Origin of the sequence: Cupriavidus pauculus (assembly GCF_003854935.1) — a bacterium.
GTDB classification, from domain to species: domain Bacteria; phylum Pseudomonadota; class Gammaproteobacteria; order Burkholderiales; family Burkholderiaceae; genus Cupriavidus; species Cupriavidus pauculus_C.
This window is the reverse complement of the sequence record NZ_CP033970.1, coordinates 849,656-862,744: the sequence shown is the minus strand read 5'-3', so window position 1 is coordinate 862,744 and position 13,089 is coordinate 849,656. Positions and strand designations below refer to the sequence as shown.

Genomic DNA, 13,089 nt, shown 5'->3' with positions numbered 1-13,089 from the left:
CGATGGCCCCCGGCTGCGGGGGCCTCTGCACTATCGTGCCCGGCCGCGCGCCGGCTTGCTGGCATCGGCCGATGCGCGGGCGCGCTCGCCGCGCGTTTCCGCCGCCATGCCATGGTTCGACTTGCGCGGCGATGCCGGGCGCCACTGCGTGGCAGGCGGCTTGTGCGCCACCGGCGCGGCCTTGGCCTGCGGCATCTGCCCCAGGTGCGCCAGCAACTGCGCGGCAAACGCGTCGCGGCTTTCGGTCAGGAACAGCGAATGATCCAGCAGCGGCAGCGTCTGCAGCCGCACGTGGCGCAGCCCTTCCAGCGCCTCCAGCCGCTTGCCGAGGCCCAGGTGTGCCTCGTGCAGGCCCACGTCGCTGGCGCCGTACAGGAACAACGTGCGCACGCCGCGCCGCTCGAACTCGCGCACGGCCGCGCTGGCGAACGCCGGCACCGTCTGCGGCGACGGCTCGGCCACCTCGGCCGGCGCCGTCTCGCGGCGCTCGCGCAGCCGCTGGCGCACGCGGCGCGCCATCGCCGCCGCCAGCCGCCGCAGGCCCAGTTCGCCGCGCATCAGCCGGCGCCAGTTTTCCCATTTGCACGCGGCAGCCAGGTACACGTGCGCCGGGCGCAGATGATCGGACGCCGCCGCGTTGTCGGCCGCGTCCCAGCGGAACTTGACGAGGTTGACCAGCATGAGCCCGTTGACGCCGCGATTGGCCAGCGCCGCGTGCAGGCTCAGGAACGCGCCCGAGCAGATGCCGGCCAGCACCACGCAGCGGAAGCCCCGCGCGCGCATCGCATCGACAGCCGCCGCCAGATCGCGGCGCGGTGTCTCGGCGTAGATCGTCTGCAAGTCCATCCGCTGGGCGGCACCGGGGGCGTCACCGAGCGACGACACGTCCAGCCGCAGCGCCGCAAAGCCGTGCCGGGCCAACTGGCGCGATACCTCGACGAACAGCCGGCCGTCGCCGACGTGGTGGTTGCCGCCCGTGTTCGGAAAGATGACGACCGTGTTGGGCCGGGCATCGCGCGCGCGCGGCGCCGGGGTACAGAGCACGCCGAACAGGCGCGCGTTGTCGATCCACACCGGATGCTCGGCCACGCCGTCGAGCGCAGGCGGCGCCAGCGCATCGGGCGTCGGCACGGGCCCGACGGGGGCGGGCGCCGCATTGGCCGCATCCGCGCCGATCCAGCCGGTGATGCGGCGGCATGCCTGGGCCGGCACGTCGGCGAATTCGGCCGAGCGCATCATGTCCGGATACTCGGCAAACCCGTCCAGCTCGATGTCGATGCCGGCCTCGCGCAAATCGCCAGCCAGCCGGGCCAGCGGCGAGCCAGGGTCGGGCCAGGCGTCCAGCAGCAGCGTGCGCGGCAGCACCAGCGTGGCGTCGATGCGGATCGACTGGATGGCCGCCAGCGTGGTGGCGGGCAGGCGGAAGCTGAGCACGTCCTGCGCGCCGGCCGGCGTCGGCGGCACGTCGAGTTCGGGAATCGCGCTGTTGCGCCAGCCCGCGTGCAGCGCGCGCAGTTCGCGCAGGTAGAGGCGCCCGTCCAGCACCGGCGCCAGCATGACCACGCCGGCTGCGTCGATACGGGTGGCGGCCAGCGCGGCCAGCGATGCCCCAAGCCGCAGTCCGCACAGCACCACGCGCGTGGCACCCGAAGTCCGGCGCAGCAGCGTGGTAGCGGCGGCGATGTCGTCCAGCGCGGCGGCCAGCGGATCAATGCCGCCCGGCAGGTCGGCGGCGTCGCCGGTGCCCCGGTAGTCGAAGCGCAGCACGGGCACGCCGGCTTGCGCAAGGTGGTCGGCCAGATGGCGGAAGGCGCGGTGCGCCCACATCATCTCGTGACCGTGCGGTGCGCAGAGCACCACCCCGGTGTTGCCGCGCGCGCCGTGCAACCAGCCTGCGCAGCCATCGAACGTGACCCGTTTCATCCATCCGTCTCCCGATAACACTGACCGGGAACCCGCCTCGGACGCCCCGCAGAAACGGGTACGCCCGGGCCGGTGCCGATCCGGTCAGGCTGTGTTGTTATGTGCCGCCGGGGTATGGCCGATCTGCTTGATCGCCGGCGCCGCCACGGGCATGCCCAGGTACGGGTTCATGGCGGTGAAGTCGGTGCGGTTGCTGCGCTTGGGCACCACGCCGTTGAGAATGCCGCCCAGCAGCGTGGCATTGGCGCGCGCCAGCCGCTTCAGCGATTCGTCCACCTGCGACGGCAGCGTGGTATCGGCGCGCAGCACCAGCAGCGTGGCGCCGGCACAGTTGGCCACCAGCGTCGCATCGGCCACGGCCATCACGGGCGGGGTGTCGATGATGACCAGGTCGAAGCGCTCCGCGCAGGCGTCCAGGCACTTGGCAAAGGCCGGGCTCATCAGCAGTTCCGACGGGTTGTCGGGCGGCGCGCCGGCCGGCAGCACCGACAGGCCGTTGACGATGGTCAGCTTGACGGCGTCCGGCAGCGTGGAGCGGCCCGCCAGCACGTCGGCCAGGCCGGCACCGACGGGCAGGTCGAACCAGTTGGCCACCTTGCCGCGCCGCAGGTCGGCGTCGATCAGCAGCACGCGCTGGCCCGCTTCGGCAAACAGCACGGCCAGGTTGACCGATGCGAACGTCTTGCCCGCGCCGGCCGTGGGGCTGGTCACGGCCACGGTGCGCAGCTTGCTGTCGCGCAGCGAGAAATGCAGCGCGGCGCGCACGTTGCGCAGCCCTTCCACGGCCATCGAATGCGGGGCGTTGCGGGCCAGCAGGAACTGGTCGTGCAGGCCCAGGCGCAGCAGGCGCTCGGCGCCGTCCATGTCGTCGTCGGTGGTCTCCGCCAGTTCGTCGGGATTGACCAGCGCGTGGCCCGGCTGCTGCGGCAGCAGGCCCGCCAGCGACCCCGGCGACCAGCCGGCCTGGGCGCGTGCGTCGATCAGGCGCTCCAGCTCCACCTGTTCCTGGCTGAACACCACGTCGCCCAGCATCGGCAGGCCCAGGCGTGCCTCGGCCTCGTTGACGTTTTCCAGCGTGGGACGGATGCGCTGGCGCACGGTCACGCACGCCATGGCCAGGCACAGGCCCATCATGGCGCCGGCCAGCGTGGCCGGCCACGGGCCAAAGCCCACCGGGCGCACCGGCACCAGCGCGCTGTCCAGCACGCGCACCTGGCCCGTGCGGTCCAGCTGCACCAGCGACAGCTGCTCGGCCTTGTTGCGCAGCGTCATGTACATGTCCTCGGCCACCTTGACGTCGCGCGTCAGGGCCACCGATTCGCGCTCGGTCGACGACAGGTTCTGGTAGCGCGAATCCATGTCCTTGCGCTCGCGCATCAGCTGCTGGATCTGGCTGTCGATGGTCTTGACCTCGTTGGCCTCTTCCGTAAAGCGCTGCAGCATCTTGGTGCGTTCGAGCTTGAGCAGCGCGATCTGCCGCTGGTAGTCCATGCTGCCCGTCAGGTACGACTGGGCGTCCTGCGTGGGCGCGATGGTGCCGGCCTTCGAGCGGTAGCGCGTCAGCGCGGCCTCGGCGCGTTCCAGCTCGGCCTTCACGCGCGGGATCTCGGCGGACAGGAAGCCCAGCGTGGCGGCCGTGTCGTCGCGCCGCTGCATGGCCTGGTTGCCGATGAACGACTCGGTGATGCCGTTGACCAGCGCGGCGGCGGCCATGCGGTCGGTGGTGCGCCAGCCGATGCTGACGGTGCCGGCGTCGCCAGGCTGCATCTCGATGCGCAGCGCGTCGGCCACAGCATCCACGGTCTGCACCAGGTCATGCCGCGTCACGGTAAAGCGCGTGCCCGGCCGGGCGTCGATGCGCGTGACCTGCATCGTCACGCCATTGGCCTGCGCCACGCCACCCACGGCGCCGGTCAGCAGTTCGGCATCGCGATAGGAGAGGCGGTAGCGGTCGCCCTGCAGCACTTCCAGCGTCAGCGGCGCGTTGAGCAGGCGCTCGGGCACGGCCAGACGGTCCACGGTGAGTTGCTCGCCGCCCCAGGCGTAGCCCAGGCTTTCGGGCCAGGGGCCGGACAACTGCCCCGGCGTGGCGAAGTACGCGGCCAGTCCGCCCAACAGCGGCGCGCGCAGCGGACGCACCGAGATGTCCAGATGCAGCCGCTCCACGACCGGCGCCACGACGGTGCGGCTGCGCAGCATGCCGACATCGAGCGGCACCGGCGTGGCGGCCATGGTGGCCGCCGCGTTGCGCGCCGCCGCCATGCCCTCGCGCGACTGCTGCACCTGCACCAGCGCGCTGGCGCTGTATTCGTGCGGCTGCGAGACCGCGCAGACCCATGCAACGAGCCCGCCGGCCAGTGCCGCGCCCAGGATCCAGCCGGCGTGGTCCAGCATCGCGCGCCGGGCGCTTCCGGTGCCCGCGGGCGGCGTGGCCGCTGTGGCCGGCGCCGCTGCGCCCGCATAAGACATGTTGATCACGGTGTCCCCCTTCTACCTCGAAAGCCGCCCGGCCGCGCCGGGCGACGGATACTACTTGCGACCGTAGTTGTCCTCGTACCTGACGATGTCGTCCTCGCCCAGGTAGGAGCCCGACTGCACCTCGATGATCTCCAGCGGCGTCTTGCCCGGGTTTTCCAGCCGGTGCTGGGTGCCGATGGGGATGTAAGTCGACTGGTTCTCCGACAGGATGCTGACCGTGTCGCCACAGGTCACCCGTGCCGTGCCGCGCACCACCACCCAGTGCTCCGCGCGGTGGTAGTGCATCTGCAGCGACAGGCTGGCGCCCGGCTCCACCACGATGCGCTTGACCTGAAAGCGGTCGCCATGGTCGATGGAGTCGTAGCAGCCCCACGGGCGCTGCACCTTGCGGTGGTTGACGATCTCGGCGCCGTGCTCCGAGCGCAGCCGCTGCACCACGTTCTTCACGTCCTGCACGTGGGCCTTGTCGACCACCAGCACGGCGTCGGCGGTTTCCACCACCACCACGTCCTGCACGCCCACGCAGGCGATCAGCCGCCCTTCGGAATGGGCCAGGCACGACGACGCGCCATCGAACAGCACGCGCCCGCGCGCCACGTTGCCGGCCGCGTCCTTTTCGGCGATGTCCCAGATCGCGGCCCACGAGCCCACGTCGGACCAGCCCGGGTCCATCGGCACCAGCATGGCCGGGATGTCGGCCAGCGTCTCGATCTGTTCCATCACCGCGTAGTCGATGGAGTCCGACGGGCACGCCTCGAACGCTTCCTTGCACAGGCACAGCGCGTCGCCCTTGGCGGCGCGCTCGGCGGCCTCGTAGGCGGCGCGGCACTGGCGCGCCATGTCGGGCTGCAGTGCATCGAGCGCGCGCAGCCAGACCGTGGCGCGCACCACGTACACGCCGCTGTTCCACCAGTAGTCGCCCGATTCCACGTACGCCTGTGCCAGTTCCAGGTGCGGCTTTTCGACAAAGCGCTCCAGCGGCAGCGCGCCTTCCTGCGACGCCTGGCCCGTGCGGATGTAGCCAAAGCCGGTTTCCGGCACGCTGGGCCGCACGCCCAGCGTCACGATGGCGCCGCGGTCGGCATGCCGCACCGCCACCGCCAGCGCGGCGCGGAACGCCTCGGGATCGGTCACGGCGTGATCGGCCGGCGTGGCCACCAGCACCGCGTCGCCCATCTCGCCGGCATTGGCCACCGCGTGCAGCGCGGCCATCGTCAGCGCGGGCGCGGTGTTGCGGCCGCACGGCTCGGCCAGGATCTGCGCGGGCTTGCCGCAGCGCTTCATCATTGCCTCGATCATGAAGCGATGTTCCTCGCCGCACACCACGATCTGCGGGGCTTCCACCCCGACCGTGCGCCCGGCCATGACCGCCAGCCCTTCGAGCCGGCGCGCCGTGGCTTCCAGCAGCGTGTTCTCGGCCACCAGGTTCAGCAACTGCTTGGGATGCTGCTCGCGCGACAGCGGCCAGAGCCGCGTGCCGGAACCGCCGGCCAGGATCACGGGCTGGATCAGCGCCTGCCGCGTCTGCGGCGCGGACATGCCGTGGCCCGTATGCTCCATCATCGTCGGCACGGCGGCGGAGGGAAGGCTTTTCCCCCGGGTCGGAAGTCTCATCATGTTCCCCTGCTGGTGACTGCTTGTCGGCGCGAACTGGCTTCCGGACCCGGCACGGCGGGCGCGACGCCACGCGCATGCCCGCCCCGTGTCCCGGAAGGATGGGGCCAGTGTAGGAATGTGCGTCGGCGGGACTCTGTTCGATTCCGCACACGCTGCCGCCCGCCGTGCGCGGCACCCCGGCCAGCGCGACTTTGTTGGACACCGTACCGATGCCCGGCGCGAGCGGGGCTCCAATACGGTTGGCCATCCGACACGGACACGGAGGACACGAGATGGAGCAAGCAAACGCGCTGGCGCCGCTGGCCGACGCCCCCGCCCCCGCGCAGCCGCCGGCCCGCCCGGTGGTGGCGCCGCAGCGGCTGCTGCACGGCGAGGCATCGGTCTGGCAGGAGACCAACTGCTACATGGACGTGTGGATCGAGCTGCTGTACGGCTGGCACCTCGACCCGCGCGCGGCGCTGCCGTTCACGGTGGCGCAGGACTACGAAGGCGACCACTTCACCTTCTTCAAGTACCCGCAGGCCGACCTGGAACTGCTGTATGGCACGGTGGTGCAGGAAAGCGCGATCTACGACACGCTGGAGGCGCACGTCGCCGCGCAGGTGCGGCGCGGCCACGCGATGCTGGTGGAAGTGGACAGCTTCTACCTGCCGGACACCCGCGCCACCGCGTACCGCGCCGCCCACGTCAAGACGACGATCGCCATCGACGCGATCGACACTGGCGCGCAGCGGCTGCACTACTTTCACGGGCTGGGCCGGCACACGGCCGAGGGCGACGACTACCAGGGGCTGATGCGCCTGACCCCGGCGCTGCAGGGCGACGGCAACATCCTGTTCCCTTACGTGGAATGCGCCAAGCGGGTACGCGCGCCGTTGCAGGGCCGCGCGCTGTCCAACGCCGTGGCGCAACTGCTGCGCCGCCATCTGGGGCGCCGGCCGGCCGAGAGCCCGGTGGCGCGCTGGCGTGCCGAATTTCCCGAGCACGTGGCGGCGATCCTGGCGCGCGGCGACGCCTATTTCCATCACTATGGCTTCAACCTGCCGCGCCAGCTTGGCGCGAACTTCGAGATGCTGCATCACGGGCTGCACTGGCTGGGCGAGCACGGCCACCGCGCACCGCCGGACGTGGCCGGGGCGGCGCTGACCATCGCGTCGGAATGCAAGGTGCTGCAGTTCCGCCTGGCCCGCGCGCTGGCGCGGCGGCGGCCCGATCCGTGCACGGAGAGCCTGGACACGCTGGAGGCGGCCTACGCCACCGTGATGGCCGGGCTGCTGGCGTCCTTCGGGAGCGTGGATCCGGCGCATGGCTAGCGGCCCGTGGCGCCGGCGCGGCGCGCGGCGGGCGGGCCGGACATCGCGGTCATGCGGCGACATCCGGCGCGCTGCCCGCCGGGCCGGTCAGGCGTGCGCCAGCGTCAGCGCCGGCAGCAGGCGGTCGTATTCGCGCTTGACCAGCTTGTAGCACTCGCAGGAGTGATGCTCCAGCCCGCAACGGTCCAGCACGGTGATGTGGCCGCGGCTGTGGTGGATCAGGCCCAGGTCCTCCAGCTTGCCGGCGGCCTCGGTCACCCCCTCGCGGCGCACGCCGAGCATGTTGGCGATGACCTGCTGCGTGATGACCAGCTCGTTCGAGTTCATGCGGTCGATCGCCAGCAGCAGCCAGCGGCAAAGCTGCTTGTTCAGCGAATGGTGGCGGTTGCACGCGGCGGTCTGCGCGATCTGCGTCAGCACGGCCTGCACGTAGAGCAGCGTCACGCGCTGCAGCGACGGCAGGTGCGCCAGTTCGCTGCGCAGCGCGCGGGCCGGAATGCGGTAGGCAAAGCCGGGACTGCGCACTTCCACGCGGCTGGGCATGGTGTCGCCGCCCGTGACCACCGGGATGCCGACCAGGCCCTCGTTGCCCACTGCCGCGAATTCCACCGTGGCGCCGTCTTCCAGCAGCGACAGCAGCGACACGACCGAGGTGGTGGGAAAGTACACGTGGACGATGCGCTGGCCCGAATCGGTCAGCAGCTCCCCTGCACGCAGGCGGACGAGTTCGAAATGGCGCGACAACACTTCCCACTCGTGGCGGGGCAGAGCGTTGAGCAGATGATTGACGTGCAGGTCAGACCGATGCGTGATCATTTTTCTTTCCTCCTATGTGCCAGGAGCGACATCGGTGTCCGCACGCAAGGGCGTCCCTGCGCGTGACGTGACCCGACTTCGCCGCCCCACCCGTTGCCGAAGCATGCTGGCGAATGCCCGGCGGCCTTCCAGCCGCCACCCGTAAATCCCGCCGGCGTTTCAGGCCCGGCGTTGTCTCTCGTTGTTGACTGTATTAAGTGGCATGGAACACAAACCTGACAGTAGGCAGACGGATAGGTCAGACGCTCATGCTTTGGTAGGTTGGATGGAGGAAAACGGCTGAGACGGGCCGCGTGCACGGGCGTGCGGTGGCACCCGTCGGGGTGGCCGCGTCGGGGGGATGGGACGGGGCGCCTGCCGGACCACCGCGCCGGTGCTGGACCGGCGGGTGGAAGGATGAGAAGGATGAGTCAGCCGGCGTAGCTGACGGGCCGGCCGGCGTTCAATGCGGCCACCTCGCCCGAAGGGATGGCGCCCGCACCTGCCGTGCCGGGGCCCTCGTGCATCAGGCGGATGCGGCGCGTTTCGCGCGGTCCCAGGTGGAACCAGTCGCACTCGGGCAGGTACGCGTGGTCATCCACGTGCACCCATCGTGCAAAGCGCCGGGCCGTGACGGTCAGCCACCAGACGCCGTCCTGGCGCGCCACGCTGGCGCACAGGCCAGGGTCCTGCAGCGCGTCGGCGCGGCGGTCGGGCAGGAAAACGGACTGGCTAAGCAACCGGTTGCCTGTCTCGTCCGCCGCTTCCGGCGCGTCGTCGTGCAGCGTGGCCAGCACGACGTCGTGGGCCGGCGGGCCGAAGCGGTAGGCATAGGTCAGGTCGACAAAGTGATCGAACAGTTCCGCCGCCACCAGCCGGCGCGTCTCGCGCGGGGCCAGCGTCAGCGTACGCACGGCCGACTCCGCCACGTGTTCGCCATCGCGCAGGCAGCGCAGCGCCAGCCGCACCGTGCGCGGCGCGGGCGTCTCGTTGATCAGGTGCACGTGCAGGCCGTTGAGCCCCTCGTCGGTCAGGATGACCTGCAGCGGCTGCCACACCTGCCGCAGCGCGTGCCAGGCCGACTTGGGCCGCGCCATGGCATCGACGATGCCCCAGCCGGGGCCGGGCAGCAGGTCCTGCAACTGCCAGACCAGCCCGCCCTGGCAGGTGGAACCGGCGCGGCGCCATTCGCCGAACACGTCGGTCATGATCTCGGCCACCACGGCGCGGGACAGCGCCAGATAGCGTGCCGGGCGCTCGTAGCGCAGGCGCGGCGGATCGACGTCGAACAGCGCGCGCAGGTAGAAGTCGCGGATGTCCTCGAAATCCCAGGCCGCGCCGGCGTCGCGCGGCACGCGGGCCTTCCAGCGCGGGTCGTGTAGCGGCTGCGTGAGCCCCGCCTCTGCCAGCGTGCGCGCGCACGGCACGTTGGCAAACGCCAGGCATTCGGACGTGAAGCGAACATTGGCCAGCCGCGCATCGGCCAGCGGGCGCTGGTAGGCGCCCACGCCGTAGTAGTGCGACACGCCGGTATCGGCCTGGAACGGCCACGCGCCTTCGCACGGCGAATTGCGCACGTAGACCACGTCGGGACGATGCTCGGCCACCAGCGACGGGATCAGCGTATCGAACAGCGGCTGGCGCCACGTGCCGCGCGGCGCGCCCATCATCGCCGCCTGTTGCTCGGACTCGCTGCCGCCGCACAGCACGGCCAGGCTGGCGTGCGCGCGCGTGGACGTGAGCCACTGCGACACCTCGCGCCGCGCGTCGTCCATCAGCGTGGGGCTGGCGCCGGTCTCGCTGCCGTAGTCGAAGTTGGCGAACATGAAGTCCTGCCAGACCAGCAGGCCCAGCGCGTCGCACTGGCGGTAGAACGCCTCGCCGGGATAGCAGGTCACGCCGCTGACGCGGACCATGTTGGCGCCGGCGTCGCGCGCGAGCTGTAGCCAGCGGGCCACGGCCTCGTCGGTATCGGCCAGGCCGGGCAGGTCGTGGCTGGACACGCACGCGCCGCGGCAGAAGATGCGTTCGCCGTTGACGCGCAGCGCAAACGCGCCGGGATCGCCATCGCGGTCCTCGGTGACGGTGCGGAAGCCCACGTTGCCGCAGGCCAGCACCTGTCCGCCGATGCCGGCGTCGACGTGGTACAGCGCGGGCGTGCCGTGTGTGTGCGGCCACCAGCGTTCCGCGTGGGGGATGCGTAGCGTGCCGGCCAGCGTATGCGGGCCGGCGCGGCGCAGTTCGCCATGCCAGACCGCGTGGTCCGGCCCGACGGCGGCGAACGTCGCCTGCGCCGGCGCCGCGCCCGGGAAATGCAGTTGCAGCGCGACGATGCCATCGGCGCCGTCGATGCTGCCCGACAGCTCGGCCCGCACGCCATGCGTGAGGTCGGTGGCGGCCGGATCGAGCAATTCGATGTCGCGCCACGGCCCCACCGCATGCACGGGCGGACACCAGCCGGCCATATGGCCGAGCAGCGTGGTGCGGACCGTGCGCAGCGACGGCGGCTGGATCATGCGCGGCTTCCACCGCACCGGGCCGCGCTGCGTGCGCAGGTATGGATGCAGCGCGCGGAAGCAGATATGCAGCACGTTGTCCGCGCCGGCCAGTTCCACCTCCACCTGATGCGCGGCGAACATATGGCGCGTGGTCAGTACGTTCACGCCGTTGAGCCAGACCTCGGCGATCGTTGCCAGCCCGTTGCAGCGCAGCAGGCGGCGGCCGCTGCCCGAGAAATGCAGCCGGTACCAGTAGTCGTGCTGGTGCAGCGGCGGCGGCGCGGTGTCGTCCCAGCGCCGCGCGGCGCGCAGCGCGGCCGCCACGGTGCCCGGCACGGGCGCGGGCAGCCAGTGCCCGGTCTCGGACAGCTCGCCCGGATGCGCCGCCGCGTTGGCAAACGTCTCCAGGAAGGTCCAGTCGCCTTCCAGGCGTGCGCGGCCCACGGCCACGCCGGGGCGCAGGATGGGCAGCAGCGCCGGTACCGGATCGCGTGCGGTCATGTGACGGTCTCCCCGAAATGGGCCGCCAGCGCCGGCACCGTGCCCTGGTAGGCCAGCTCCAGCTGCTCCAGGCAGTCGTCGCAGCTATCGGGCTTGCGGCTGATGACCGCGCGCATCAGGCGGAACTGCATCACCATGGCCTCGGACGCCATCGTGTAGCACGCCTCGGCCACCGACTCGGGCAGGCTCTGGCCGTGCATCACCAGCCAGCGCACGTAGCGGCCCAGCAGCTCGAAGTTGGCCCCGAGCTGCCGCAGCACGCTGGCGGCGTAGATCTGGAAGTTCGGCTCGCCGCGCGCCATCAGTTGCTCCAGGTGCGCGGGAAACACGGCGCGGAACGCCTGGATCGGGTTGTCGCGCGGACGGCGCGCCAGATGGCCGCGCAGCAGGTCTACCGATGCCTGCAGCAGGTCGTCCTCGGTCAGCGCCGGAAAGCGCCGGCGCACCACCTCGGCCTGCGGGAACGTGGCCACGCCCCACATCGTCTCGTGGGCCGGCGTGCGGAAGATCGCCAGGTAGTCGTCGCCGCTGGCGGTGTGGTAGCCGTCGTGGTGGTAGTAGCCCACGGCCGTGGCGTCCGGCACCAGCACGTCGATGGCGATGCAGGCGCGCGCATGCTGGCGGCGGTAGGTGCTGGCCGGCTGCGGAAGCTGGTAGCTGTCCACCTCCAGCAGCACGGCGTTGCCGCGGTTGGTCTGCGCCGCCACGTGGGCCTCCAGCCGGCCGTAGGTCGACAGCTCGTCGCGCACGATGCCGAACAGCTGCTCCAGGTCGGCCGGCGGGATGTTCGACGGCGTGAACTGGTCGCCGGAGAAATCGAGCGTGACGGTAAAGGGCAGCGCGGCGATCGGTTCGAAGTTCCAGCCATGCAGCAGCTCGATCCACAGGTCGATATGCCGGTTGGCGTGCGACCAGACCGGATTGCCGCCGTGCAATGCATAGGCGCCCCCTCGCGCGCGAACAGCCTTGCCGTCACCGAACATTTACAGGTCTCCCAGCGTCTCGCGCACCGGTTGCGGCCACGCTGCCGGATCGAGCCCGTGATGCTTGAGCAGCGCCAGCGCCAGCCGCTCGATGCCGAAGCCGACGCAGCCCGTATGCGCCACGCCGCCATCGGCCAGGCCGATGTGCCACAGCGCGCCGAAGTGGTCCATGTGGTAGTTGAAGCTCATGCAGGCGGTGGGCGGCGCGCCGTCGTTCACCGGCACCAGCAGCTCGAACTTGAGCTTCAGCTCGCGCTGGCTGTCGGCCACGATCTTGCCGCCGCGCCCGAAGAACGGGTCGTTGGCCACGTCCACCTGCACGGGCAGCTGCAGCGCCTCGGCCAGCGCCTGGCCGCGCGCCATCCAGAGCTGGCGGAAGGCCACGATGCGCTCGGGCGATCCCAGGCACACGTACTCGCGCTGCCGGAACAGCTGCATGCGCGTGGGCTCCAGCGACGGCTCGTGGCGGTAGCAGTACGACAGCACGTCCACCACCTTGCCCTCGGGCGGCAGCGGGCCGCGCCGCGCGACGACCGGATAGATCGGATAGCAGGCCGCCGGCGTCAGCACCACGCCGGTGAATGCCTGCTCGTCGGTCCACGGTTCCTTGTCCTCCAGCCGCGCCAGCAGGCGCCGGTGCCCGCGGTCGTCGCCGCAGAAGCTGTGGATGGTGCCGGCCAGCTGCGGAAAGCTCTTCAGGTACTCGCTGGTCTCGAAATCCTGCTGGCCCATGGCCGGCGGAAAGCGCAGCACCTCGGCGTGCTGGTCGGCGCCGATGCGCGAGATGGCCAGGTTCAGGCCGTCGGCGATGGCTTCGAACGCCGCGCTGCGGCCGTACAGGCCCTGGACGCCAGTGTCGATCAGCAGGCCGGCGGCGAGCAGCCGGTCAAGGTAGGTGGGCACAGCGGCGACGGGCGCCGGGGCCATTTCACCGGCAGCGCCGCCCTGCGCGCGGTCGGTCAGTGCATGGGCATCCATCGG

The 13,089-nt window shown here is 71.1% G+C and carries 8 protein-coding genes; 1 reads left to right on the top strand and 7 read right to left on the bottom strand.

Annotated elements, in window-relative coordinates; translation table 11 throughout:
* Window positions 1-30: 30 nt before the first annotated feature.
* The 3 genes from EHF44_RS21900 to EHF44_RS21890 form a co-directional block, all read right to left on the bottom strand.
* Complete coding sequence (locus EHF44_RS21900) at window positions 31-1,923, bottom strand: serine aminopeptidase domain-containing protein (protein ID WP_124685808.1); 1,893 nt, start codon at window positions 1,921-1,923, stop codon at window positions 31-33.
* An 84-nt stretch (window positions 1,924-2,007) separates the two neighbouring features.
* Window positions 2,008-4,392: a polysaccharide biosynthesis tyrosine autokinase gene (locus tag EHF44_RS21895; protein ID WP_124685807.1), complete on the bottom strand. Its 2,385-nt coding sequence runs from the start codon at window positions 4,390-4,392 to the stop codon at window positions 2,008-2,010.
* 60 nt (window positions 4,393-4,452) lie between these two features.
* Window positions 4,453-5,964 carry a mannose-1-phosphate guanylyltransferase/mannose-6-phosphate isomerase gene (locus tag EHF44_RS21890; RefSeq protein WP_124686721.1) on the bottom strand — a complete coding sequence of 504 codons (1,512 nt, stop codon included), beginning with the start codon at window positions 5,962-5,964 and terminating at the stop codon, window positions 4,453-4,455.
* Window positions 5,965-6,290: 326 nt separating this feature from the next.
* On the opposite strand from EHF44_RS21890, the gene EHF44_RS21885 reads away from it, so the two are divergent.
* Complete coding sequence (locus EHF44_RS21885) at window positions 6,291-7,331, top strand: DUF1839 family protein (RefSeq protein WP_253700322.1); 1,041 nt, start codon at window positions 6,291-6,293, stop codon at window positions 7,329-7,331.
* Between the two features lie 87 nt (window positions 7,332-7,418).
* Here the strand turns inward: EHF44_RS21885 and EHF44_RS21880 are convergent, their stop codons facing one another.
* The 4 genes from EHF44_RS21880 to EHF44_RS21865 form a co-directional block, all read right to left on the bottom strand.
* Window positions 7,419-8,147, bottom strand: coding sequence for a Crp/Fnr family transcriptional regulator (locus tag EHF44_RS21880; protein WP_124685805.1), 729 nt, complete (start codon window positions 8,145-8,147; stop codon window positions 7,419-7,421).
* A 410-nt stretch (window positions 8,148-8,557) separates the two neighbouring features.
* Window positions 8,558-11,125 carry a glycosyl hydrolase 2 galactose-binding domain-containing protein gene (locus EHF44_RS21875; RefSeq protein ID WP_124685804.1) on the bottom strand — a complete coding sequence of 856 codons (2,568 nt, stop codon included), beginning with the start codon at window positions 11,123-11,125 and terminating at the stop codon, window positions 8,558-8,560.
* On the bottom strand, window positions 11,122-12,108 hold the full coding sequence (locus EHF44_RS21870; RefSeq protein WP_124685803.1) for a DUF1839 family protein: 987 nt from the start codon (window positions 12,106-12,108) through the stop codon (window positions 11,122-11,124). The genes EHF44_RS21875 and EHF44_RS21870 overlap by 4 nt, the downstream gene beginning before the upstream one ends.
* Window positions 12,109-13,086 (bottom strand): amino acid--[acyl-carrier-protein] ligase, encoded by a 978-nt coding sequence (locus EHF44_RS21865; protein ID WP_124685802.1) that lies wholly within the window; start codon window positions 13,084-13,086, stop codon window positions 12,109-12,111.
* Window positions 13,087-13,089 lie beyond the last annotated feature (3 nt).

Coding starts and splice junctions, on each gene's coding strand:
- EHF44_RS21900 (WP_124685808.1), bottom strand. CDS start 1,923: ATGAAACGGGTCACGTTCGATGGCTGCGCAGGCTGGTTGCACGGCGCG.
- EHF44_RS21895 (WP_124685807.1), bottom strand. CDS start 4,392: ATGTCTTATGCGGGCGCAGCGGCGCCGGCCACAGCGGCCACGCCGCCC.
- EHF44_RS21890 (WP_124686721.1), bottom strand. CDS start 5,964: ATGATGGAGCATACGGGCCACGGCATGTCCGCGCCGCAGACGCGGCAG.
- EHF44_RS21885 (WP_253700322.1), top strand. CDS start 6,291: ATGGAGCAAGCAAACGCGCTGGCGCCGCTGGCCGACGCCCCCGCCCCC.
- EHF44_RS21880 (WP_124685805.1), bottom strand. CDS start 8,147: ATGATCACGCATCGGTCTGACCTGCACGTCAATCATCTGCTCAACGCT.
- EHF44_RS21875 (WP_124685804.1), bottom strand. CDS start 11,125: ATGACCGCACGCGATCCGGTACCGGCGCTGCTGCCCATCCTGCGCCCC.
- EHF44_RS21870 (WP_124685803.1), bottom strand. CDS start 12,108: ATGTTCGGTGACGGCAAGGCTGTTCGCGCGCGAGGGGGCGCCTATGCA.
- EHF44_RS21865 (WP_124685802.1), bottom strand. CDS start 13,086: ATGGATGCCCATGCACTGACCGACCGCGCGCAGGGCGGCGCTGCCGGT.